Source organism: Stenotrophomonas maltophilia (genome assembly GCF_013464485.1).
Classification (GTDB): domain Bacteria; phylum Pseudomonadota; class Gammaproteobacteria; order Xanthomonadales; family Xanthomonadaceae; genus Stenotrophomonas; species Stenotrophomonas maltophilia_AW.
The window spans coordinates 91,466-115,732 of the sequence record NZ_RAUX01000010.1; the positions used below are offsets into that span (position 1 = coordinate 91,466).

Annotated in this window: 19 protein-coding genes; 4 read left to right on the forward strand and 15 right to left on the reverse strand. The window is 67.5% G+C overall.

Annotated elements, in window-relative coordinates; all coding sequences use genetic code 11:
- Nucleotides 1-151 precede the first annotated feature (151 nt).
- Nucleotides 152-976, forward strand: a complete 825-nt coding sequence (locus tag D7Y61_RS04805; RefSeq protein WP_180865319.1) for a hypothetical protein — start codon at nucleotides 152-154, stop codon at nucleotides 974-976.
- A complete protein-coding gene (locus D7Y61_RS04810) occupies nucleotides 973-1,893 on the forward strand; it encodes a hypothetical protein (protein ID WP_180865320.1) in 921 nt (306 codons plus the stop codon). Before D7Y61_RS04805 ends, D7Y61_RS04810 begins: the two co-directional genes overlap by 4 nt.
- 196 nt (nucleotides 1,894-2,089) lie before the next feature.
- Here the strand turns inward: D7Y61_RS04810 and ribD are convergent, their stop codons facing one another.
- The 6 genes from ribD to D7Y61_RS04840 all read right to left on the reverse strand — a co-directional run bounded on the left by ribD (nucleotide 2,090) and on the right by D7Y61_RS04840 (nucleotide 6,847).
- Nucleotides 2,090-3,175: a bifunctional diaminohydroxyphosphoribosylaminopyrimidine deaminase/5-amino-6-(5-phosphoribosylamino)uracil reductase RibD gene (gene ribD / locus D7Y61_RS04815; RefSeq protein WP_180865321.1), complete on the reverse strand. Its 1,086-nt coding sequence runs from the start codon at nucleotides 3,173-3,175 to the stop codon at nucleotides 2,090-2,092.
- Between the two features lie 120 nt (nucleotides 3,176-3,295).
- Nucleotides 3,296-3,817, reverse strand: coding sequence for a transcriptional regulator NrdR (nrdR, locus tag D7Y61_RS04820; RefSeq protein ID WP_004143350.1), 522 nt, complete (start codon nucleotides 3,815-3,817; stop codon nucleotides 3,296-3,298).
- A 150-nt stretch (nucleotides 3,818-3,967) separates the two neighbouring features.
- Nucleotides 3,968-4,417, reverse strand: coding sequence for a hypothetical protein (locus tag D7Y61_RS04825; RefSeq protein WP_180865322.1), 450 nt, complete (start codon nucleotides 4,415-4,417; stop codon nucleotides 3,968-3,970).
- A gap of 27 nt (nucleotides 4,418-4,444) precedes the next feature.
- On the reverse strand, nucleotides 4,445-4,864 hold the full coding sequence (locus D7Y61_RS04830) for a hypothetical protein (RefSeq protein ID WP_180865323.1): 420 nt from the start codon (nucleotides 4,862-4,864) through the stop codon (nucleotides 4,445-4,447).
- Nucleotides 4,865-4,931: 67 nt separating this feature from the next.
- On the reverse strand, nucleotides 4,932-6,185 hold the full coding sequence (gene glyA, locus D7Y61_RS04835; protein WP_099588522.1) for a serine hydroxymethyltransferase: 1,254 nt from the start codon (nucleotides 6,183-6,185) through the stop codon (nucleotides 4,932-4,934).
- Nucleotides 6,186-6,373: 188 nt separating this feature from the next.
- The gene (locus tag D7Y61_RS04840) at nucleotides 6,374-6,847 is read right to left on the reverse strand and encodes an RcnB family protein (RefSeq protein WP_180865324.1); all 474 of its coding nucleotides are present in this window, start codon (nucleotides 6,845-6,847) and stop codon (nucleotides 6,374-6,376) included.
- Nucleotides 6,848-7,100: 253 nt separating this feature from the next.
- On the opposite strand from D7Y61_RS04840, the gene ettA reads away from it, so the two are divergent.
- The gene (gene ettA, locus D7Y61_RS04845; RefSeq protein ID WP_010481992.1) at nucleotides 7,101-8,765 is read left to right on the forward strand and encodes an energy-dependent translational throttle protein EttA; all 1,665 of its coding nucleotides are present in this window, start codon (nucleotides 7,101-7,103) and stop codon (nucleotides 8,763-8,765) included.
- Nucleotides 8,766-8,865: 100 nt separating this feature from the next.
- Complete coding sequence (locus tag D7Y61_RS04850; RefSeq protein WP_180865325.1) at nucleotides 8,866-10,182, forward strand: NCS2 family permease; 1,317 nt, start codon at nucleotides 8,866-8,868, stop codon at nucleotides 10,180-10,182.
- Between the two features lie 60 nt (nucleotides 10,183-10,242).
- Here the strand turns inward: D7Y61_RS04850 and bcsZ are convergent, their stop codons facing one another.
- From bcsZ to bcsE, 9 genes are read right to left on the reverse strand one after another with little or no spacing between them, the layout of a single operon-like run.
- The gene (bcsZ, locus tag D7Y61_RS04855) at nucleotides 10,243-11,376 is read right to left on the reverse strand and encodes a cellulose synthase complex periplasmic endoglucanase BcsZ (RefSeq protein WP_180865326.1); all 1,134 of its coding nucleotides are present in this window, start codon (nucleotides 11,374-11,376) and stop codon (nucleotides 10,243-10,245) included.
- Nucleotides 11,360-14,941: a cellulose synthase complex outer membrane protein BcsC gene (gene bcsC, locus D7Y61_RS04860; RefSeq protein WP_180865327.1), complete on the reverse strand. Its 3,582-nt coding sequence runs from the start codon at nucleotides 14,939-14,941 to the stop codon at nucleotides 11,360-11,362. The genes bcsZ and bcsC overlap by 17 nt, the downstream gene beginning before the upstream one ends.
- The gene (bcsB, locus tag D7Y61_RS04865) at nucleotides 14,941-17,304 is read right to left on the reverse strand and encodes a cellulose biosynthesis cyclic di-GMP-binding regulatory protein BcsB (RefSeq protein ID WP_180865328.1); all 2,364 of its coding nucleotides are present in this window, start codon (nucleotides 17,302-17,304) and stop codon (nucleotides 14,941-14,943) included. The genes bcsC and bcsB overlap by 1 nt, the downstream gene beginning before the upstream one ends.
- Nucleotides 17,301-19,925 (reverse strand): UDP-forming cellulose synthase catalytic subunit, encoded by a 2,625-nt coding sequence (bcsA, locus tag D7Y61_RS04870; protein WP_180865329.1) that lies wholly within the window; start codon nucleotides 19,923-19,925, stop codon nucleotides 17,301-17,303. The genes bcsB and bcsA overlap by 4 nt, the downstream gene beginning before the upstream one ends.
- Entirely contained in the window at nucleotides 19,925-20,680 is a 756-nt protein-coding gene (gene bcsQ / locus D7Y61_RS04875) for a cellulose biosynthesis protein BcsQ (protein ID WP_180865330.1), read from the reverse strand. The genes bcsA and bcsQ overlap by 1 nt, the downstream gene beginning before the upstream one ends.
- Entirely contained in the window at nucleotides 20,677-20,856 is a 180-nt protein-coding gene (gene bcsR, locus D7Y61_RS04880) for a cellulose biosynthesis protein BcsR (protein WP_049402398.1), read from the reverse strand. Before bcsR ends, bcsQ begins: the two co-directional genes overlap by 4 nt.
- Entirely contained in the window at nucleotides 20,856-22,487 is a 1,632-nt protein-coding gene (gene bcsG, locus D7Y61_RS04885; RefSeq protein WP_258010236.1) for a cellulose biosynthesis protein BcsG, read from the reverse strand. The genes bcsR and bcsG overlap by 1 nt, the downstream gene beginning before the upstream one ends.
- Nucleotides 22,484-22,663 (reverse strand): cellulose biosynthesis protein BcsF, encoded by a 180-nt coding sequence (bcsF, locus tag D7Y61_RS04890; RefSeq protein WP_033836073.1) that lies wholly within the window; start codon nucleotides 22,661-22,663, stop codon nucleotides 22,484-22,486. Before bcsF ends, bcsG begins: the two co-directional genes overlap by 4 nt.
- Entirely contained in the window at nucleotides 22,660-24,198 is a 1,539-nt protein-coding gene (gene bcsE / locus D7Y61_RS04895; RefSeq protein ID WP_180865331.1) for a cellulose biosynthesis protein BcsE, read from the reverse strand. Before bcsE ends, bcsF begins: the two co-directional genes overlap by 4 nt.
- Nucleotides 24,199-24,267 lie beyond the last annotated feature (69 nt).

The following is a 24,267-nucleotide window of genomic DNA, read 5'->3' on the forward strand; positions in this document are numbered from 1 at the left end:
CCCTGGAAGCATTGCGACGGGCTGGGTCGAACGGCCAAAGACCGCGCCCGTGAACCCGGCGCCGTTGGTCTGGAATTTCGGATTTCTTGCATGGACCTGGAATCCACAAGCCGGGATCCTCGCGGGCCGATCCAGGCAATGCAGCCCTGTCATGCTGAACCTCATTCTCACCGGACTGCTCGGCACGTCGCTGTCAGCGACCGCCGCGCCCACGGGCGCACTCTCGCTGGAAGAAACCTTTGACGCGTACGTACTCGTAGTCACCCAGGATCACGAGCAAGCCAGGACGGCACTGAGGAAAAGCCTGCAGACAGCCAATCAACATGCGTTGCCCGGAATCGGGGATGCTGTGGACGCGCTCTATATCCATCAAGGCCCTGCGCTGGAAAGCAATGACCCCATTGCCATGGCTGTCAAAGCCAGGTGGCACTCCATCCATTGCAAGGAGGTCGAGCGAGCCGATAGCGGCTCTCCCGATCGTGTGACGATCCGCTACCACTGCGGGGTTCCAGACGTCTCCAGCTTCTTCGCGACCTATCGCGAGCATCGCGAACAATTCGTGGCCGTGGATGCAGTCGCGTCCATCCAACCCGCGAAAATGGCATTTGCCCAAGTGCTGACCCAAGCCCCCAACAGCACGTTCGACACCACGGCCGAGTTCTTCCGTGCTGGCGAAGGCGGTCCCTGGGCCAGTATCGACATGATGTTCCTCGGGCTGGCGCTGCTGCAGAAGATGCTGCCGTTCCGGGAATGGAATGAGCGCATCGAGGCAGAGTCCATCACTGCCCGTACGGGCATTCCTGCGTGTGACCTGCTGCTTGACGCACGACTGAAAGCCGCACGGATTCACGAACCCGTCGATCCCTCATCAGACGACGCGACCTTTCAGAATGTCCTGGAAGAGACGGTCAGCGGGATGGGACCCGACGAGGCTCGCGCGCACTGCCGTGCACTCCAGGAACACCATCGACCATGAGTCCACGCGTGAAAATGATGCGGCTGCTCGTACTAACCAGCGCGCCACTCTCTGCCCTGGCCTCGCCCGATGCGTCCACGCGGCGTGCACATGCGCTGCCGTCGGGCGAGATCACCGCAGGTATTGACGCCAATTTCCAGCTTTATCTTTCGCTTCTGCTCGCTGCCGACCCGGTTGCCCGCCGCACCCTCGACGCGCAGTGGAAGGGTACGTTCCAGCCCCCAGGCTATCTCGATCGGCTGCAGGAAGTGCGAACGCGCATTGGCGATGACGAGGCCGCCGAACGCTTCCTGGTGCCTGCTGGCTTTGAATCACCCGGCATCGGCGCTGCATCGCTGGACAGACTGGGCCGCGTGACCTGTACCGCGCTCTCCACCCGCGCCGGCCCCACCGCCAATACAGCGACGTTGTCTTATCGCTGCTCTGTCCCCGACCTGACTCCACTGTACGCCAGGTACCGGGAGGCAACAAAGGCAGGTTCCAGGGCTGCGGCTCCCGCCGAAATGGCCGACATTTTCCGTCGCCAGGTCAGGATACTGAGGGGATCAGGATCGCGCAGCATTTCCGGGGATCTGGAGTTCTTCCGACATGGCCAGGGCGCGTGGCTCAGCGCCAGTGCCAACAGCCTCGAAGCGAAGCTGCTCGACGCCTTCATTCCCTACCACGGCTGGGACCGGCGCATGCTGGAGGAGGAAGCTCCCACGCTCACAGGATCAGTTGCATGTGACTGGCCGCTGCATCGGCTCCGCAACTGCGTGAGCCAGCAGGCACTGCATCGCATCGGTCATTTCAATGCCCTCCAGGCCGAAGTACTGGATGCAGCGAAAGGCATGGATGAGCACCAGCTATTGACCTACTGCAACAACCAGGTATCTCCCCATCTTCATTTCGAATACAGCGGCCTGACATGCCCATGAAACAGGGCCCGGCAAGGTGCACGTGCGGTCAGGGCCGGTCGATCATTGGCGCTGGGGCAGCTGATGAACTACGCGCACGACAAATGCCTGGTAGGCCAATGGAGATCTGTGCGCCTTGCAACATGCGCAGCGATCATTCGCCCCGGCAACCTTGATGCCACATCCGGCGGGTACGACGTGGCATTGTCGGTTTGCATTACGGCCGCAGCAGCAGCCGGATGTCCTCACCCACCTGGCGTTGATCCACCACGCGCAATCGACGCTGCTGGTCCATCGCCTCGATGCCGAGGCCAGCCAGCAGCGGGCGGCCGGTATCGCCCAGCAAGGTGGGTGCCTGGTAGAGCAACAGCTCATCCACCCAGCCGCCGCGCAGCAGTGCGCCGGCCAGGGTCGCGCCAGCTTCGGTATGCACTTCGTTGATGCCGCGCTCGGCCAGCAGGGCCAGCACCGCGCCCAGATCCAACCGTCCATCGACACTGGGCACGCTGGCAAATTCGGCGTCGGCCGCATCCGGTGCGCTTACTGCTGCGTCATGCAGGTACAACGTCGGTGCCCCACCCTCGCGCACACGGCTGCATTCCAGCGAACGCAGACGCGAATCGAGCACCACGCGCAACGGTGGCATCACGTCTGTGTTGGCCAGACGCACGGTCAGCATCGGGTCGTCGGCGAGGACGGTATCGGCACCGGTCAGGATCGCGCCGGCGCGTGCACGCCAGTGCTGCACGTCCTCGCGCGCGGCCGGGCCGGTGATCCACTTGGAGCTGCCATCAGCCATCGCGGTGCGGCCATCCAGGCTGACGGCCAGCTTCACCCGCAGCCAAGGGCGGTTGCGCTCCACGCGTGAGAGGAAGCCCTTGTTGAGCTCGCGCGCCTGCGCGGCCATCAGGCCTTCAGCGACTTCGATGCCCGCGCTGCGGAGGAGATCAAAGCCACCGCCGTCGACCTTCGGGAACGGGTCGCGCATCGCCGCGACTACGCGCGATACACCGGCTTCGATCAGCGCCAGCGCGCACGGTGGCGTGCGCCCGTAGTGCGCACAGGGTTCCAAGGTGACGTAGGCGGTGGCACCGCGTGCTTCGCTGCCGGCCTCGCGCAGGGCGAACACTTCGGCATGCGGGCCACCGGCGCGCTGGTGCCAGCCCTGACCGACCACGCGTTCGCCGTGGGCGATCACGCAGCCAACCATCGGATTGGGGCGGGTGGTGTAGGCGGCACGCTCGGCCAGGCGCAGCGCGTTGGCCATGTGCAGGTGGTCGAGGACGGAGAACGGGGTGCTCATGCCGCCATGGTAACGCTGGCGGTGTAGATCCATGCCATCAGTGCCAACCAAGGTTGGCACCCACCAGTGAAGGCGGCCATCAGTGCCAACCAGGGTTGGCATCTAGCGGGGCAAAGGCGGTCAGCCCTTCTTCTTCTTGGTCAGGGCTATCACGTCACCCAGCAGCTGCAGCTGTTCGGTGCTGGACGGCAAGTCACGTTCCAGCTTCTCGATCTCCTCGCGGAAATCAGCTACGTCCTCGAAGCTGCGGTACACCGACGCAAACCGCACATACCCGACATGATCGAGCTTGCGCAGTTCGTTCATCACAAACTCGCCGACCTTGATCGAAGGCACTTCGCGCTCGCCACTGATGCGCAGCTGGTGCACCACCGCACGCACCGCCGCTTCGATCTTGTCTTCGGCCACCGCACGCTTCTGCAGCGCGCGGTCGAAGCCGGCGCGGACCTTGCGCTGGTCAAACGCTTCGCGGGTGCCATCGCTCTTGACGATGGCCGGCAGCTTCAGTTCAACCGTTTCCATGGTGCTGAAGCGCTCGCCACAGGCTTCGCATTCACGCCGACGGCGGATCGTCGCGCCGTCTTCAGAGACGCGCGAGTCGATGACCCGGGTATCGGCATGTTGGCAGAAGGGGCAATGCATGGAACGCCTGGCTCAGGGGGCAACCTAGATGCCACGGTCATGGCAGCGTCGCAAAGGTACCTGAGAAGGCGTTCAGCAGCAAATGCTGTCTGCGCGGAAGTGCCTGCATTTCGGCCGAAACGCAGCTGCAGCGCGATCCGGTCTTTCCGCTCAACCGGCGGTCGTCGGTGCAGGGGCCGCACGCCCCCAGCGAAGCCAGGCCAGATGTCCCGCCATCACCAGCAGCGGCGGGCCGAAGCCAAGGAAGCCCAAGGTCGAGATCTCCCCTTGCTTGAAGGTGAAATACAGCGTGGCAGCAACCACGCCCAGCGCAGCCAGGCCGCCCAGTGCCAGCCCCACCCACACGGCGATCGGGGATTGGCGCAGGCCTGCAAGACCGCGCCACAGGAACACGCCACTCAGCCACAACCAGGCCAGCAGGCCGATGATCCCGGCCAACGACCACAGCAGCAACAGCGTGTGCTCGTCGCCAGTCAGATACTTGCCGTCCAGCACGACCATCAGTCCCAGCACGGCCCCCGTGCCTCCAGCCGCTGCGGTGGGCAGCCCGACCAGCAGGCCGGCAATCGCCATCCAGCGCTTGTGCACATGCTCATCCATGCGTTCGATCTCCTTGCGTAGGCCGCCTCAGGCGCGGCGTTTGAGCCACACCAGCATCGCGGCCGGCACCAGCATCGATGGGCCGAGCAGCAACAGGGTGATGCCTTCGGCGTGAACGGTGACGCTCAACCACAGCGCCAGCCCCAGTGGAGGCAGGGCAGCGAGGCCACCCGCCAACAGCATCCACCACCAGACCGGGCGCACGCGCAGCCCGGCACGCCCCTGCATCAGAAAGCCCACGCTCAGCCACAACCAGGCCAGGCAGCCGGCAATGCCGGCCAGGCCCCACACCGGCATCACGGTCACCGAGGCAAGCGTGCCATGACCGAACTGGCCCACCCCCATCAGCACCAGCAACGTCGCTGCCGCACCGCCCATCACCAGACTGGGCAGGCCGAACAAGGCCGCCAGCGCGGCATACAGATATCTGAAACGGCGCTCATCCATGCGCAGGAACTCCGGTTCCGGGGTCAGAGCCCTTCCCGCAGGGAAGGGATCCGACCCCATCGCCCGATCAGCCGTAGACCGGGTACTTGCGGCACTGCGCGCTGACCGCGTCGCGCACGCGGGCGATCACGGCGTCATCGCTCGGCGCGTCGAGGACGTCGGCGATCCAGTTGGCCAGGTCCACGCAGTCCTGTTCGACGTAGCCACGGGTGGTCACCGCCGGGGTGCCCAGGCGCAGGCCCGAGGTCACGAACGGCGAACGCGGGTCGTTCGGCACCGAGTTCTTGTTGACGGTGATGTGGGCCTTGCCCAGCGCGGCTTCAGCGTCCTTGCCGGACACGTCCTTGCCGATCATGTCGACCAGCATCAGGTGATTCTGGGTGCCGCCGGAGACGATCTTGTAGCCGCGCGCGATCAGCGTGTTGGCCATCGCCTGGGCGTTCTTCACCACCTGCTGCTGGTAGGCCTTGAAGCCCGGCTCCAGTGCTTCCTTGAAGGCCACGGCCTTGCCGGCGATGACGTGCATCAGCGGACCGCCCTGGATGCCCGGGAACACGATCGACTGCAGCTTCTTGACCAGGTCTTCGTCGGCGCCCTTGGCGACGATGATGCCGCCGCGCGGGCCGCGCAGGGTCTTGTGGGTGGTGGAGGTGACCACGTGGGCGTGCTCCAGCGGGCTCGGGTAGACGCCTGCAGCCACCAGACCGGCAACGTGGGCCATGTCGACGAACAGGTAGGCACCGACCTTGTCGGCGATGGCGCGGAAGCGCGCCCAGTCGATCACCTGCGAGTACGCCGAGAAGCCAGCCACGACCATCTTCGGCTTGTGCTCCAGGGCCAGGCGCTCGACTTCGTCGTAATCGATCAGGCCCTGGTCGTTCACACCGTACTGCACGGCGTTGAACAGCTTGCCCGAGGCGTTGACCTTGGCACCGTGGGTGAGGTGGCCGCCGTGGGCCAGGCTCATGCCGAGGATGGTGTCACCCGGCTGCAGCAGGGCGAAGTACACGGCCTGGTTGGCCTGCGAACCGCTGTGCGGCTGCACGTTGGCGTAGTCGGCGCCGAACAGCTGCTTCAGGCGATCGATCGCCAGCTGCTCGGCGATGTCCACGTATTCGCAGCCACCGTAGTAGCGCTTGCCCGGGTAGCCTTCGGCGTACTTGTTGGTCAGCTGGCTGCCCTGGGCTTCCATCACCGCCGGGCTGGTGTAGTTCTCGCTGGCGATCAGCTCGACGTGGTCTTCCTGGCGCTGGGTCTCAGCGGCGATGGCCTTGGCCAGTTCGGGATCGTAGGATTCGATGCGGACGTCACGCGGGAACATCGGGTACTCCAGCAGGCAGGGAAAAGGGGTACGACTCAGCCCCCGATTGTAGCCCCGCGCCGCGCCGCTGGGGCCGAAACGGACGGGGCCGGCATTCCCGAAGGAATCCGGCCCCGTATGGTTTCGAGAGGTGTTGTGGGGGTCAGAGCCCTTTCCTGCAGAAAGGGATCCGGCCCCGAGCGCGATCCTCAGCGGTTGCTGAGTACGTACTGGGCGATCACGCCGGTGGCAATGGCCACCAGCAGCATGTTGCCGCGGTCGTCGCGGATCCAGTGGTGCCCGTACGGCGGACGGCGAAGGTGGTAGCGCGGATAGTCGTTCACCACGTAGATCGGGCCGCGGTAGTAATCGCGGTAGCGATGGCCCACCTTCCAGCCATAGCCTGGGCCGTAGGCCGGGCGGTAGACCACGCGCGGCGGTGCTGGGCGGTAGTAGCGGTCATGGTCGCGGTGCCAGTCGCGGCGATCGCGTTCCCAGTCGCGCCGGGCCTCGCGGCGGTCGCGCTCCCAGTCACGGCGGTCCTGGCGCCATTCGCGGCGGTCTTCGCGCCACTCGCGGCGATCATGCCCACGGCGGTGGTCGTCGTCGGCGAAGGCCGGGGCCACGGCGCCCAGCGCCAGCACAGAGGCCACGGCGCTGGCCATTACTCGATTGATGCGCATGTCAGACCTCTGCCTGGGTGGGTGGTGAACCCATATTGCGCACCCGATCTGAACCGTTTCCGGCTGGAAACGCTTCCCGCGGCAGGACTGTGACGAGGTATTCAGGCGGCGGCCAGCCCGGGCGTCTCTGCCGGGAGCGGCCCGGAACCGGTTCCGGCTATAATTGGGGGTATTCCATTTCAGTCTGTGCCCGCTGCCGCAACGGGATCTTCCCGTGACGGACCGGGCGCAGGGCCGCGCCTACGGAGACCGCATGTCCTCGCAATACATCTACACCATGAACCGCGTGTCCAAGGTGGTCCCGCCCAAGCGGCAGATCATCAAGGACATCTCGCTGTCCTTCTTCCCGGGCGCGAAGATCGGCCTGCTGGGCCTGAACGGCGCCGGCAAGTCCACCGTGCTGAAGATCATGGCCGGCGTGGACACCGATTTCGAGGGCGAAGCCCGCCCGCAGCCGGGCATCAAGGTCGGCTACCTGGCGCAGGAACCCGAGCTGGACCCGACCAAGACGGTGCGTGAAGCGGTCGAGGAAGGCGTGGGCGAAGTGCTGCAGGCCCAGGCCGCGCTGGAAGCGGTGTACGCCGCCTACGCCGAGGAAGGCGCCGACTTCGACGCGCTGGCCAAGGAACAGGAGCGCCTGGAGGCGATCCTCGCCGCCGGCGACGCGCACACCCTGGAAAACCAGCTGGACGTGGCCGCCGATGCGCTGCGCCTGCCGCCGTGGGATGCCGTGGTCGGCAAGCTGTCCGGTGGTGAAAAGCGCCGTGTGGCCCTGTGCCGCCTGCTGTTGCAGAAGCCGGACATGCTGCTGCTCGACGAACCGACCAACCACCTCGACGCCGAGTCGGTGGAATGGCTGGAACAGTTCCTGGCGCGCTACACCGGCACCGTGGTGGCGGTCACCCACGATCGCTACTTCCTGGACAACGCCGCCGAGTGGATCCTGGAACTGGACCGCGGCCGCGGCATCCCGTGGAAGGGCAACTACACCGACTGGCTGACCCAGAAGGACGAGCGCCTGAAGCAGGAAGACAACCAGGAAAAGGCCCGCCAGAAGGCGATCCAGAAGGAACTGGAGTGGTCGCGCCAGAACGCCAAGGGTGGCCGCACCAAGGGCAAGGCCCGTCTGGCCCGCCTGGAAGAGCTGCAGTCGGTCGATTACCAGAAGCGCAACGAGACCAATGAGATCTTCATCCCGCCGGGCGAGCGCCTGGGCAATGCGGTGATGGAGTTCAAGAACGTCTCCAAGAAGTTCGGCGACCGCCTGCTGTTCGACAACCTGAGCTTCCTGGTGCCGGCCGGCGCCATCGTCGGCATCATCGGCCCGAACGGTGCCGGTAAGTCGACCCTGTTCAAGATGATCACCGGCCAGGAAAAGCCGGATACCGGCGAGATCGTGGTCGGCCCGACCGTGAAGCTGTCCTACGTGGACCAGAGCCGCGACGCGCTGGAAGGCAACCACAACGTCTTCCAGGAAATCGCCGGCGGCCTGGACATCCTCAACATCAACGGCATCGAGATCCAGTCGCGCGCCTACATCGGCCGCTTCAACTTCAAGGGCCAGGACCAGCAGAAGATGGTCGGTTCGCTGTCCGGTGGTGAGCGTGGCCGCCTGCACATGGCCAAGACCCTGCTGCAGGGTGGCAACGTGCTGCTGCTCGACGAACCGTCCAACGACCTGGACATCGAAACCCTGCGTGCGCTGGAAGATGCGCTGCTGGAGTTCCCCGGCAACACCTTCGTCATTTCGCATGACCGCTGGTTCCTGGATCGCATCGCCACCCACATCCTGGCGTTCGAAGGCGACTCGCACGTGGAGTTCTTCCAGGGCAACTACCGCGAGTACGAAGAAGACAAGCGCCGCCGCATGGGCGACGACGCCGCACCGAAGCGCCTGCGCTTCAAGGCGCTGAAGTAAGGCAACAGGAAAGGCCGCGCTCGCGCGGCCTTTCTCCTTTTGCAATGTGTACCGACCATGCATGCCGGCCAGCGGCCGGCATCTACCCATGAGCGACCCCATGTCCCTGTTCGAACGCCTGTTCCAGCTGCAGCAGCACGGCACCACCGTGCGCACCGAGCTGCTGGCCGGTGTCACCACCTTCCTGACGATGTCCTACATCGTCTTCGTGAACCCCGAGATCCTCGGCACCACCGGCATGGATGCCGGCGCGGTGTTCGTGGCCACCTGCCTGGCCGCAGCGCTGGGTTCGGCGGTGATGGCGCTGGCCGCCAACTTCCCGGTGGGCATGGCGCCGGGCATGGGCCTGAACGCGTTCTTCGCATTCACCGTGGTCGGCGCTGCGGGCCTGCCATGGCAGCAGGCGCTCGGTGCAGTGTTCATTTCCGGGCTGGTGTTCCTGGTGCTGTCGCTGACCGGTGTGCGCGCATGGCTGGTGTCGGGCATTCCATCATCGCTGCGCTCGGCCATCGTGGCCGGCATCGGCCTGTTCCTGGCGATCATCGCGCTGCAGAAGTCCGGCGTGATCGTCGGCAACGAAGACACGCTGGTGGCGCTGGGCCCGTTGAACACGGCGCCGCCGCTGCTGGCCCTGGCCGGCTTCCTGTTGATCGCGGTGCTGGAAGCGCGCCGTATCCGCGGTGCGATCCTGATCGGCATCCTGGCCGTGACCGGCGCGGGCTGGGCGCTGGGCGACGTGCAGTACCAGGGCCTGGTTTCGCTGCCGCCGAGCCTGGCCCCGACCTTCCTGCAGCTGGACCTGCCGGGCCTGCTGCACCATGACGGCGGCGCACCGATCGCCGTGCTGCTGCAGGTGGTGCTGGTGTTCGTGCTGGTGGAAGTGTTCGATGCCACCGGCACGCTGTATGGCGTGGTCGGCCGCGCCGGCCTGCTGAAGCTGCCGGGCGCGCAGAAGCGCTTCGGCCGCGCATTGCTGGCCGACAGCACCGCAATTGTTGCAGGCTCGATGCTGGGCACCAGCAGCACCACCGCCTTCGCCGAAAGCGCCTCGGGCGTGCAGGTGGGCGGCCGCACCGGCCTGACCGCATTGGTGGTGTCGGCCCTGTTCCTGGCGGCACTGCTGTTCTCGCCGCTGGCAGCGATGGTGCCCAGCTATGCCACCGCACCGGCGCTGCTGTTCGTGGCCGGCCTGATGCTGCGCGAGCTGGTGGAAGTGGACTGGAGCGACCTGACCGAATCTGTGCCGGCCGCCCTGTGTGCGCTGGCGATGCCGTTTACCTACTCGATTGCCAACGGCCTGGCGTTCGGCTTCATTGCCTATGCCGCGCTGAAGGCCGGCACTGGGCGCTGGCGCGAAGTGCATCCGGCAGTGTGGCTGGTGGCGGTGCTGTTCACCCTGCGCTACGCGATGGAATGACCGTTGAGTGGGGTCAGAGCCCATTGCTGCGCAATGGGATCCGACCCTGCCGCACTGCAGCTACCAGCGCGGCTGCAGGCGGCCGTCGGCGGCGAAACGCCAGCGTCCTTCAGCCCAGCCCAGGCCGAACAGGGCCAGCATCTGCGAGTAGTAGGCCGGGGCATCAGCACGCTGCTGTTCGGCGCTGGGCAGGCTGGCCCGCAGCGACTGCGCACGCTCCGCTTCGCCCTGTGCGATCAGATACGGCAGCAGTGCCGCGCGGAATCCGTAGTTGCCTTCGCCCTGCCCCTGGCCACTGCGGGTGTCGATCTTTTCCCACATCGGCGTACCACTGCGCAGGCGCTGCAGCGGCCCGGACAGGGCCGCGAGCTGCGCGCGGAACAACGGATCGCGCGGCGCGGTCATGCCTGCCCAGGTGTAGCAGCGGATGGCATCGTAGCTGCCGACCGCACCGCGCACCGGATCGACGACGAAGCGATCGCCTTTCCACGCCGCCCAGTCCGGTGCGAACCCGTGCGGGCTGCTCTGCTGCAACAGCTGCACGCTGTTGCGCGCCAGTGCCTGCCACGGCCCGCCGCGATCCTCCACCGCAAAGCGGCGCAGCAGCGGCAGGGGCAGATAGCTGGGGTTGACCCGCGTGGCGTCCCCTTCGATGAATCCCTGGGGGCCCGGCAACAGCATCGGGCCGAGCCCGGGCAGATCCACGATCTCGCGTGCCCACACCTGCGCCAGCATGCCCTCGGCGATGGCCTTCAGCGCGGGACGGCGCCACAGCCGCGCGCCTTCCAGCAGCGCATAGGCCAGCCAGAGATCGGAGTCCGAGGCCGGGTTGTCGTCCAGTACCCGCCACGCTCCGGCGTCATCGCGTCCCCACAGCCAGGCCGGCAGGCGCTTGCCCATGTCGCCACCGGCGAGGTTGTCCTGGGTCCAGCCCAGGATGCGATCGAACAGCGCCTGGTCGTTGTCGACCAGGGCGAAGAACAAGGCATAGGACTGGCCTTCGGAGGTGCTGCGCTGATCGTCCTGGCTGCGATCGATCATGCGTCCGTCGCGGCTCAGGCTGCTGTCGAGCAGTACCTGCCACGCCGGCCAGCGCGGTGCAGGCGCGGCCTGCGCACTGCACCAGCCAAGCAGCGGCAGCGTGGCGGCCGCCTGCAGCAGGCGACGTCGCCGCAGGTCAGCGGAATTCGCCATACGGCACCAGTGGCGATACGGGCAACGGCAGGTTTCCCTGCCACGGCTTGAAGGTGTAGCGCAGGTAGAGCTGGAACGAATTCGGCGAGAAATCGCGGCTGCGCTGCAGGGTGCCGGCGGCACCCAGCACGAAGTGGTCGCCCAGCCGGCGCTCGACCGCACCATACAGGCGGTAGCCGGTGCCGGTGCTGCTGCTGTCGCCGGTGTACAGGCCGGCCTCGTCCAGCCGCAGCGGGCCATACTGCGGCTCGAGCTGTGCAATCACGCGCTCGATCAACGCCTGGTCGGGGAAGCGGCTGATCGATGAGGTGCGCGCACTGGACACGCTGACCGAGCCATCCAGGCGCACCGACCACACGTCGTTGCGCCAGGCGAAGCTGACCGGCAGGCTCAGCGAAGCATAGCGCTGCGGGCTGTAATAGCCGCCCTGGCCCAGCGAGTAGCCGCCCAGGTCTTTCTGGTAACGCCAGTACATCGCGGTGGTGCCCACATCCAGCCGCATGTCGGGGTGCTGGATCAGCTTGTGGTACCAGCCCACCATCGCGCGTGCGCGGGTGTTGTCGACCACGTTGCGGCCGGTCAGCCGATGCCAGCTCCAGTTCGACCACACGCCATTGCGGCCGCCCTGGTCGTAGCCGAGGCTGAAGGTCATGCCGTTGGCGGTGACGCCGCCCCAGCTGATGCCACTGCGCGGATCAACCGCACCGGCCTGCGACAACAGCGAATTGGTCATCGGCCGCCGCGACACCGTGGCCCCCCAGCCGAAGCGCCCGAGATCACCATTGAGGGTGACACCGCCAAGCCAGTTGCCGACCACGTAGTTGGATGGGGTGTGGCCGATATCGAAGTTCCAGCGGTCATCCAGGGTGCGCCAGCCCACGGCGAAGCCGGCGCCGGAGGTGCGCCGCTGATGCACGAAACGAGTGCAGCCCGGTGCGCGCAGGCGGCTGTTGTCGGCCTGCAGCAGATCCAGGTCGCAGCTGCCGAAATCCTCGTCGTAGGCGCCGTTCCCGTCGGTCTGGAAGCGGCCCGCATCGAAGCTCACCTGCTCGATGCGCGCCCAGCCCAGGCCACCGGCGAACGGCGCGTCGAGATGCGCGATGCGGGTATCGCGCGACAGGCGCGAAATGCCCGGGGTTCCATCGCTGCGGCGGCCGGTGTCCCGCATCACCGTCAGGGTGGGATTCTCCTGCTGGTACAGGGTCTCCACGTCGCTGCGCAGGCTGCGTCGCAACCAGTCATCGCCGGCCGTCTCGCGGCTGGCCAGGGTCAGCGCGCGGTTGTCGCGCGGCGTGGCCTGGCTGGGGGCCAACAGGCCGTTGTCGGCCATCGCATGCGCATACATGTCCAGCGCCTGCTGTGGATCATCGCGGCGCACCAGCCGTGCCGCATCACGCCAGGACTGTGCGTCGGGCCCGGTCTTGCGCGCCAGCAGCGCGCGCAGGATCGCCAGCGCCTTCGTGTCCTCGCGCAGGTCGGTCCAGATGGTGGCGAGCTGACGCTGCTGGCCGATCTCGGCATCGTCCACTGCCGGCGGTGCATCGTGCATCTGGCGGCGTGCGCTGGCCAGATCGCCGGTGCCGATCCAGGCCTGTACCTGGCCCAGCTGCGCATCCACATTGTCCGGCTGTGCAGCAAGCACGCGCTGGTAGTAGTGCAGCGCCTGCGCATGATCGCCGCGCAGGCGCGCCCATTCGGCCAACAGCAGGTCGTTGTCGGTGCTGGGCGGTTGCTGCTGCAGCAGCGCGATGGCTTCGGCCTCCCTGCCCTGCGCACGCAGCTCCCACAGATGATCGACCAGCTGCTGCCGCTGCAGGCGCGCCGACAGCGCGCGGATGTCATCGTCCCACTGCACCTGCGGCATCGCATCGAGCACCGCCAGCGCCTGCGGCAGCCGATCGGATCCCGACAGATAGAGCGCCTGCGCGTAGCGCGCTTCGGCACTGTCGTTGTGCGTGGCCATGTCGGCCACCACCGCGTCGGCCTCGTCCTGCCGACCGGCGGCGCGCAGCTCGTTGCCCAGCGCATAGGCCAGCCATGCATCGCCCGGCAGTTCGCCGCGCAGCTGCTGTCCCAGCGTGATCGCAGTGCCTGCATCGCCGGCAGCCAACGCCTGCTCGCGGCGCTCACGCAGTCGACTGATCTGCAGCTGGCGCAGGTCTTCGGCATACAACCTGCGCTGGGCAGCGGGCAATGCGTTGATGAAGGCTTCCAACCGCTGCGGGTCGGTGCGGCCGTACAGCTGCACCAGCTTGCGGATCACGTTGGCATCGTTGGGGGCCATCCGCCGGGCAACCTGCAACTGGCGTTCGGCCGCGGCATCATCACCACGGGCCACGGACACGTCGACCAGGCCCAGTGCAGCATTGACGTCGCGGGGCTGCTGGCGGCGCGCCTGCGCATACAGGCGCTCGGCCTCGTCCAGCCGGCCGGCCGCCAGCGCTGCGTCGGCCTGGTCCAGCTGCAGCCAGTAGCGGGTACTGGCGATCAGGTCACGCCACTTGTCGTTGCTGTCACCGGCCGGGGTGGCCTGCACCGCACGCTGGAAATACTTGATGGCCTGCTCGCGGCGGCCCTGGCGCATCAGCGCCATGCCCAGCCCCCCCAGCAGGTCGGGCTCGCGCGGATAACCGCGCAGGGCCTGCAGGAAGGCGCGCTCGGCCTCTTCATTGCGGCCGGCATCGAGCAACTGCTGGCCACGCAGGCCGGCGCGCCACGCCGGGTCGCTGACCCGCTTGTGCTGGTCGGTGTAGCGCTCGCGCACCAACGCGATGTCGGCGAACGTCGGGTTGCGGGTGATGAAGTCCTGCAGCCTGCGTACGCTGCGGTCATCAGCCGGCTGATCCTTCAGGTAGGCCCACTCGGCGTCCGCCGCCATGCCACGCGCTTCCGGATTGCGCCCCATGCGCTGCAGCGCGGCCAGCGCCTCGGCATCGCGGCCGGCCGCGAACAGCATCTGCGACATCGCCTGCAGCAACGGCACATTGCCCGGATAACTGCGGTCCAGTTCGCTCAGCGCACGGATCGCCTGTGCACGCCCATCCGCCTGGGCGCCGCGCAGGCGCCAGTACTCCAGGCCCAGCTGCAGGCCGGGCGGGTCATCGTTGAACAGGCGCCGGTAGATCGCCAGCGCTTCGGCGCTGCGACCACCGGCAGCGAACAGACGTGCCTGCTGCAGCTCCTGCTGCAGGTCACCGCGATAGGCCTGCCAGAGGCGTTCGCCGGCGGCCAGTTCACGGGTACCCGCGCCGACCTCGCGCAGGCGCTTCAGGGTCGCCTCGGCATCCTGCAGCTTCTGCTGCGAGAGCTGCACTTCCAGGATCGCCACCAGCGTGCCGCGATCATCCGGCGCCAGCATGCGCAGCCGCGCCAGCGCGTCTTCGATCAGGCTCTGGCGACCGGTGGCCTCGCCGATGCGCACCTGCTGCAGCAACCACTGGCGCTGCTCGGCGACGGTTCCGCCCGGTGTATCGGGCAAGGCCTGCGCCGCGCAGGGCCCGGCACCGGCCAGTCCCAACAGGACCAGGCCGGACGCAGTGACCAGCGGATGCCGCGTACGTGCCATCAGTGCCCCGGGTCCAGGCGCTTGGCCGCAACCCAGCGCAGCGTGCGCCACAACAGGAAGGCGACCATCAGCACCACCAGCGTGGCCAGCACCGCCAGCAGTGCAGGGTGGTCGGCCAGGTGGTACCACAGCAGCAGCCACCATGGGAGGGCGCCGACGTAGTAGTGATCGCCAACGAACTGGCTGTGGATGCCCGAGGTACGCAGGATCGCCACCGAACCGGCGATGGCTTCGCGCTTGCCGGTATCGCTGAGAGCATCGTCGAGCAGGCCGTAGTCGGCGGCGTTGCTGGCGGCCAGCGAAACGATGCTGCGCTGCGCATGCTTCGGCGACTGCATGCCGATGATCGCGGCAAACGGCGCCTGCGCGCTCACTGCAACCTCGGTCACCGCCGGGTCGCCATCGCGGCTGCCTCGGCGGGCCTGTTCCATCGCCTGCTGCGGCGACGGCGACTGGCCGTTGAGCAGGCGCGTGCGCTGGTCGTCGATCAGCAGCGACAGATGCTGGCTGCCGCGCAGTTCGGCGGGCAAGGCACCCAGCATCAGCAGGTCCGCATCCAGCGCGCTGGCCTGCTTCCAGTCATCGGACAAGCGCAGGCCATAGGCCGGGTAGCCGCTCTGCACGCCCAGCCCACCGATCAGGTTCAGCAGCAGGCTGACCTGTGCTTCGCTGGCGCTGGGCGGCACCAGCACGACCGTCTCCGACAGATCGGCCATGCGGGTGAACGGGAAACCGCTGAGTGCGAACGCGGACAGGTCCGGCAGGCCCATGTAGTGATGGAACCCGGAGAAGTCGATGGTCGAGTCTCCCTCGATCGCTGCCTGCAGGTTCGGCGGCAGCACGGTCTGGCAATGATCGCGCTGCGCACTGCCCATCACGCTGGCGAAGTTGAAATCGAAGCGCAGCTGGTTGCGGTCGCCCAGCTTGAGCGCCGGAATCAACAGGCGCCCGTCGTCGGCACCGGCATCACCGGCCAGCACTGGCAGGCGGATTTCCTCCAGGCCCTGCTTGCCGTTGCGGCGCACCAGCGGGAAGCTGGAGATGAACTGATCGTTGATCGCTACGCCCAGCCGCGACTCATCGCTGCCGAACGGCGGCGTGTACCGGTAGCTCAGGTTCAGCGGAATGCCCTGGTTGCGCCAGATGAACAGGTCCGGCGGCAGGTTGAGGTTGACCGTGATCGGCTGCGGCGACATGCCGTTGGCGTGCAGCTGCTGCGGATAGTCGAGCAGTTCGGCCAGGCGCACGGCGCGGTCGGTACGCACCCAGTTCGGTGCGTCGTACGGCTTGCGCGGGGCCAGCGGCTTGATCTCGTCGACGCTGACCTGGCGGCCGCGGAACAGCACGTTGCCGGCCGCCATTGCGGCCACCGCTTTCTGCAGATCGTCATCGTTGCGGCCCAGCACCAGCAGCAGCTTGCGCTGCGGATCCTCCGGCAGCGACATCAGTTCGATCATCGGGCCCTTCACCGGGGCATGGTTGGCGATCACCGGCGGGAACCTGCCGTTGACCGCCAGCACCACCGCGTGGCCCTTGTCCGGCAGCGTACCGAAGCTGACCGGGAAACGCGCCTGGCGCCACCAGCCGGACAGGCTGCCGAAGTACGAGGACATCACCGCTGCCGCACGCTGCTGCGCCAGGCTGGGTGCGGCGGCGAACACCACCGGCAGTTCCAAGCGTGCGGTATCACGCGGATCGAAGAACGGCAGCGGGAAGTTGGCCAGGTCGTCCTGCATCGCCAGCGGCTGGCCACCCAGGCGCAGCGTGCTGTTGCTGGACAGGTTGACCCACAGCGAGCTGTGCGTCGGCTCTTCGCAGATGTCGGTGTAGTGGCCGACGAACTCGAGGCGGACCTGGTTGAAATCGGCGATCAGGCGCGCGTCCAGCGGCAGCTTGGCCTGCACCGGGCGGCCGAGCTGGTCGTTGCTGATCGGCACCACGCCCATCATCGCGTCGTTGAGGTAGACCCGCAGGTGCGACAGGGTCGGCAGCAGCGACGGTGAAGGCGTGAAGCTCAGATCCAGCTCGGCATCGCGGACCAGGCGGTCACGGCGCACCTGGAACTCGAAGGTGGTGGCATTGCGCACCCCCGACAACAGCGTGTCCTGGCGGCGCCCCAGCTGCGCGAAAGTGTTCTGCCGCTGCCAGGGCCAGGCGCTGCCCGCCCAGGTCTGCGCCAGCGCGGGCTCGGTACCGGCGGTGGGCGTGGTGGCGGGTGCGGCCGGCACGCTCGGCACCGGCGGCGCGGCAGGCGCCGTGGTGGGAGGGACGACCGGTGCCGGAGCAGGCGCGCTGTTGCCTGACGCCACGGGCAGGGCCAGCAGGGGCAGCAGCAGCCAACGCAGAGAGGACGGAAGGGTCATGGACGAAGCCCTGGATCAGCGGCTGGGTCAGCCGGGTGGGAAGGAAGCGGACGTTGCGGAGCAAAACTGGCCAGCCATCGCAGCAGGCGACGGTTCCAGTGTGCCGGGCGGTCAAGGTCGAACGGTGCGAAATCACCCATCCGCCGGTAGCCGCGCCAGCCCAGGACCAGCACGCTCCACAGGCTGCGCGGCAGGCTCTTGGGTTGGTAACCGGCGTGCCAGTCGAGCCAGGCATCAGCGCGGGCGAAGGTGCACTGGGCGAACTCGACGCGCTGGCGTTCGTCCTCGAACAGCAGCAGCAGGCCGAGCCGCTGGCCGACCGTGCGCTGCACGCGCGCCGGGAACGCGAACTCGCGGCGGCCGCGCCCCAGCAGCACCTGCACGCGCTGGCCTTCGGCCAGTTGTGCGTCTTCGCCGAGTTCGACGCCCACGCCATCGTTGGAGTAATCCTGCAGCACGCCGCGCAGGCGGCGGCCATCGGGTACCTGCAGCGCCATCGGCAGGTGGGTGGTGACGCGATGCGTGCGCCGCACCTGCTGCACTTCGGCGGCCACCGCCAGCGCACCACCGATGATCAGCAGGTTGTACAGCACCCACAGCGAACTGACGACCACCGTGCCGCGCTCGTCAAGCGGCCCGTGCATGAAGCGCCACACGGCAAAGCACAGGCCGAGCACGTTCAGCAGCGCCAGCACCAGGTAGGGCTGCGCCACGCGCCAGTCGAAACGATCGCCGGCCTGGGTGCCGCCCTTGTCGGTGACGTTGAACTTGCCACGACCCGGGCTGAACAGTGCCACGGTGGTAGGCCGTGCGATGTACCAGGCCAGCACCGTCTCGTACACCTCGCCCCAGAACGGCCGCCGGTACTTGCCCTGGATTCGCGCGTTGGTGAGGCTGGCGTGGGCCATGTGCGGCACCACGAACAGCAGGATGGCCAGCGCCGGTGCGTAGATGATGTAGACATGCAGCAGCAGGAACGCCAGCGGCGCGGTGAGGAATACCAGGCGCGGAATGCCGGCCAGGAAATGCAGCATCGCGTTGGCGTAGCAGAAGCGCTGGAACAGGCTCAGGCCCTTGCCCAGCAGCGGATTGTCGATGCGGAAGATCTGCACCATGCCGCGCGCCCAGCGGATGCGCTGGTTGACGTGTGCGCCAAGGCTGTCGGTGGCGAGGCCGGCTGCCTGCGGAATGCGCAGGTAGGCCGAGTTCCAGCCCTTGCGGTGCAGGCGCAGCGCGGTGTGCGCATCCTCGGTGACGGTTTCGGTTGCAAACCCGCCGATGGCATCGATGGCCTCGCGCCGCAGCACCGCGCAGGAGCCGCAGAAGAACGCCGCGTTCCACAGGTCGTTGCCGTCCTGCACCAGGCCGTAGAACAACTCGCCTTCGTTGGGATCGCTGCGGAACACCTGCAGGTTGCGTTCGAACGGATCGGCCGAGAAGAAGTGGTGCGGGGTCTGCACCAGCGCCAGTTTCGGGTCGCGCAGGAACCAGCCACAGGTGATCTGCAGGAACGAACGCACCGGCAGGTGGTCGCTGTCGAAGATGGCCACCAGCTCGCCATCGATCAGGGTCAGGGCGTGGTTGAGGTTGCCGGCCTTGGCATGGCGGTTGTCGGCGCGGGTGATGTAGTTGACCCCGGCGCGCTCGGCGAATGCACGGAATTCTTCGCGCTTGCCATCATCGAGGATATGGATGCGCAGCTTGTCGGCCGGCCAGTCCAGGCCCATCGCCGCGTACACGGTGTGCCGCACCAGCGCCAGGTCTTCGTTGTAGGTGGGAATCAGCACATCCACCGTCGGCCACTGGCGGATATCGGGCGGCAACGGCGCCGGGCGGCGACGCAGCGGCCAGGCCACCTGCACGTAGCCCAGCATCAGCACCAGCCAGGAATAGGTTTCCGCCGCCAGCAGCACCACACCACAGACCAGGTCGAAGGTGCTGTTCCAGTTCAGCGTGGCGGTATAGCGCCACCACAGGTAACGGCAGGACACGGTGATCGACAGCACCACCAGCACCAGCGTTGCATAGCGCCCCTGCATGCGCCGCACCAGCAGCGCGATGACCCACAGCAGCACGACGAACACGAACTGCGCGAAATAGGTGAACGGCTGGGTGATGCACAACGCCGCCAGCCCCAGCGTGGCCAACCCGGCCAGCAGGGTCAGCAGGTGCCGCGAACGTGGCGACAGGCCGCCCACCTTCCGGCCGAACCAGGCCGCCACGCGGCTGTTCCAGAATTCACTGGGCGCATCGCGCATCGCGCGCAGATAGCGCAGGCGGCCACGACCGGCCGCGCCACGCAGTTCGGCAATGCGTTCGCGCCGGGCCTGGGCCAACCGTTGCCGCCTCAGCGAAGGCTGCGGTACCAACCGCACCACCGACAGCCACATGGCCTGGATCAGCAATCGCAGGGGATCACCTGGACGCCAGCGACGGTCGCCCTGTATCTGCGGGAAGGCGTTGCGCAGGCGCGGCGCCTGCGCCTGCCACGCCGGCCCTTCCAGGCGCAGGAATGCCCAGCCCACGCATTGCAGCAGCCACAGCAATGCCCGCGTCGGCCAGGACGCATGCACCCGCTCACGCAGGCGCCCCCAGTCCAGGTAATAGACACGGGCGCCCATCAGTGTCCTCCCGCCGCAGCCTGGCGCCGTGCGCCTTCGGCCAGGCACCACAGCACCAGCCCGTCGACATCGGCGGCGGCAAGCGAATCGGTCGCATAGCGGCCCAGTGGCTGCTTGCTGGCCAATGCGGACGGCACCCGCGCATCCTCGTGCAGCGGCTGCGGCACCAGCCGCGCGCCGTGCGCGTGCAGCCACAGCTGCATCAGGTCGCGCTGCACCGGAATGACCGGGTCGTAGCGGTTGGCCAGCAGCAGCCGGGTGTCATCCGGTTGCCGTTGCAGGAACACATGGCTGACCGGATCGACACAGGCCAGGCGCAGCGGCAACGTGCAGCGCGCGTGCTGGTTGATGGCCGCAGCGTGCGCCGGCAGGCGCTGCGGCAGGTCGAACAGGATCCAGTCGAACTGGGTCTCCAGCAGCGGAATGCGCTTGGCCCAGGTAGCCGGTTCCTGCTGCAGCTGCTGTTCGATGCGCATCGCGGCCCCGGCATCGACACGACCGTAGGGCAGCACCGCCAGCCCCGCTGCGATGGCATAGGCGGCATCGCGCCAATCCGTACCGTCCAGCTGCGCGCGCGCCCAGCCGTTTTCCACGTCGGCAGGCAGGCCCAGGTGCAGGCCGAGCATCTGGTCCGGACTGCATTCGACCAGCAGCACGCGCTGGCCCTGGGCATGCAGGCCCTGGCCGAGTGCAGCCAGCACCGTAGTGACGCCAGTTCCGCCATGGATGCCCTGCAGCGACAACACGGTGCTCATCGGCGCGGCTCCAGTTCGGCCAGCAACGGCCAGCGCGCCAGCGCCCGTGCACGTTCTTGCTGGGCCGAGAAGTCCACATAGGGCAACCCCGGCATGTCCAGGCTGCGGCGAAGCAGGTCGATGTCGTCCTCCTCCACGGACAGCGTGACTGGCACGGCAAGAATGTCGGCAGGCATCAGCGCGCCTCCTCCGGGTAGGGGCTCCAGGTCTGGCTGCCCTGCAGCTGCAGCCAGGGCTTGCCGGCGTACTCGATGACCTTGGCGCCTTCGTTCTCCGATACCGACGGTGTCTGCGGCAGCCCCTTCAGCAGGCTGTCCCAGTTGCGCTCGCTCGGCGGCGACTGGGCATTGAGCGCGTACACGCGCGAGACCAGCTCGGACACCGCCAGATAGCTGCTCGGTTCGGGCACATGACGTGGGCCGCCGGCCGCCGGCGCGCCCATGCCGATCAGCTTCACGCCCACCGGCACGTGGGTGATCGATGGACTGGGAATCTCACGCATGCCCGGAATCTGCATGCGGTCGCCATGCAGGGCCGCGCCATGCTCAGGCACCACCACGATCATCGCGCGGCGGCCACTCTTCTCCACCGCATCGACGAAACCGGCCATGTCGCCCAGCACCATTTCCGCACGTGCCTTGTAGTCGGCGGCATTCGAACGGCCATCGGCGCCGACGATGCGGTTGCCATCGTGCAGCGAGATCGTGTTGTAGAACAGCGCCACCTGCTGGCTGGACTCGGCCAGCCGCTGTTTCCACCACGCCATCAGCACATCGCCATCGCGGCGCAGCGGCGACTTGTCGAAGGCCACCAGTGCCTTCGGGAAGGCACTGATGTCCATCGGCTGCGCCTGCAGCCCGCCGTACTGATGCAATTCGCCGATGAAGTCGTCGAAGTGGCCGTCATGGTTCATCGCCAGCTCGCTCTGGAAGCCCAGATGCTGCAGGTTCGAGAACAGCTGGCACTCGGCCGGCACCGGATCGAACAGCCCGGTATGCGAGGTCTGGCCACAGCTGGCGCGCAGCAGGCGGATCGCTGCAGGGCCGCTGTAGGCGGTTGCCGAGTTGAAGTCGTCGAACACCACGTCCATGTGATCAAGCAGGTTGTTCTGGCGCAGCCCCACTTCATCCAGATCGCTCCACGCCAGCGAACAGATGTTGAGGATGATGACGTCGAACGGTGCGCCGCTGCCCGGTGCCGGGAAAGTGGTCTTCAGGCTGGCCTGCTGCTGGTAGAAGCTGGCCAACCACGCATTGAGCGACTCGTTGTTGGCCGGCGGCAGGCTGCCACCTGAAGGGCCGCCGGCGCTGGCGGTGGCTGCGGTGGCGGTGCCCTGCCCCCAGTTCCAACCGGCCGGCATCGGTATCGCCATCACAGCCAGGCCGAGCATGCCCAGCACGCTCAGGGTGGTGATGCGCAGCCATGGCTTGAGCAGCACGTAGGCCAGCAGCAGCATCACCAGCACCGCCACCATCTGCCAGTTGATGAAGCGCTGGGCCAACTCGAGCCAATAGTCGGCCGAGAAGTCCAGCACGCCCGGCTGCACCAGCAGGCGCCGGAACGGCGGCCACCAGGTGTCGTGGTAGTACAGCGCCACGCCCACCGGTACCGCGACGACGGTGCGCGCGATGCGTGCCCAGCGCCAGCGCAGCGGAATCAGCAGCGCGCCCAGGAACAGCAGGTTGGGCAGGATCTTCAGATCCAGCGCGCCCATCCAGGCCAGGACCACCTTGGACAGGAAGTACAGGTTCCAGCCACGCAGGTCGGCCCAGGCGAAGGGAGATGCGGGTGCCATCTGCGGACTCATGCAGCCCTCCGCGGCGCACGCTGGCGTACACCGGCGCGGCGCAGATGGCGGGGTGGCAGCCAGCGCGCGACACGGCGGCGCAGCCCGCGCCACAGCGTACCGAGCATGGCGCCGAAGGGAATCATCACGAGCGCGCAGGCGACGATCAGGGTCCAGAGTTGCTGGTCAGTGGTCATGCGCGGTCTCCCAGTCGCAGTGGCTTCGGGGTGGTGAACACGGGCGCCTCGAGCGCCGGGGCCACGGCCGGCAGGACCGCAGGCGCTTCGGGCAGTACCTCGGCCTCCGGATCGCTGCTGCGGGCGTTCATCGCTGCAATGTCGTACTCGGCCAGACGCTGGTAGCCATCGAACAGTTCACGCCAAGGCAGGCGGAACAGATTGGCCAGGGCCTGCTCGACCGCATCACGGCGGCAACCGAACAGGAACAGCCGCACCTGCCCGCGATAGACACAGGCCAGATCGCCCTGGCGACGAATGTGCAGCTGCTGCAGGGTCTGCTCGGGGCGCAGGCCGGCCACCGGCTGCAGCGCCAGAACGGCACTTTCCACCGCGCTGCCGTCCTGGTCGATGCGTTCGCCGGCGATCTGGCGGAAGCGTGCGGCGTTGACCAGGCCACTGACCGATGGTGGCCGATGTGCACGGATCAACGGCTCCGGATCTTCAGCCAGCTGGCCCTGCCAACGTTGGCGCTGCACGGTTTCCAGCAGGGTCAACAGACGCGGCAAAGGCGTGTCGGCCGGCACCACCAGGCTGCAGCCGCATTGCATCAGCAGCCGCTCATCGGCATAGCGCAGGCAGGGCTGCAGCTCGCGCACCACCAGCTTCAGTGCATTGCCGCGTTCGCGGCGCAGCCGGTGCAGCAGGCGGGCCAGTGCATCCACCTTGGCGTTCTCGTCGATGGCCAGCACCACGGTGGCCTCGCGCGCCTGCAGCGCGGCCGGCAGCAATCCGCCCCAGCCGTCATACAGGCGCCAGGCTGCCGACAACGGCGGCGCACCTTCCAGTACCTCGGTCTGGGCCAGGAACACGTCGCGGTCACTGCCGCTGGCAGAACCGGCCGCCATCTGGCCGGCATCGGCCTGGGCCAGATGGCGCAGACCGTGGCTCTCCTGCTCCACCCCGAACGATCGCTGCGCCACCACACCATGGCTGTTGGACCAGTAGTGCAGCAGCAGCTGCAGGGCGCCGCGATGCGGATGCAGCTGGGCCACGCCGGCGCAGCTGCGGTTCAACGGCAGCAGGCGCGGCGCCAGCGTCGCCACTTCGCCATGGCACAGCAACAGCAGCACCTGCTGCGCCTGCGCGGCCCAGTCCTGCAGCTGCTGGCACCAGCGCGCCAGCCGGGCATCGTCCCAGCCGTCCAGCGCCGCCACCGGGAACTGCACCACGCTGAGCCGGGTCCGCGCCGAAGCCGTGCGCGGCAGATCGCCGGTCAGTCCGCGCAGCGCCTGCTGCATGCCGTGGTGGGAGCGCTGGAACAGTCGCAGGCGGGCCGGCCCCTGGTCGGCCGGCAACATTGCCAGCATCGGTTCAGTACCCCGGCCCAGCGTGACCAGCACGGCCTCGTCCAGTGCGTCGGCGGTGGCCAGCACACCGGCACCGAGCAGATCCGTTGGCGCGCTTCCGGCGGCCACGACCCAGTACAGGCCCCCGCTGCGCATCTCGACGAACTCGGTGGGCAATCCGGCAATGGCAAGGTGGGTCGCTGGCACGCCGGATCCTTTCAAGGCCCCTCAGCCGGGCGGACAGCCCGGCGGCGGAGGCGATGCGGTGAAATTGAG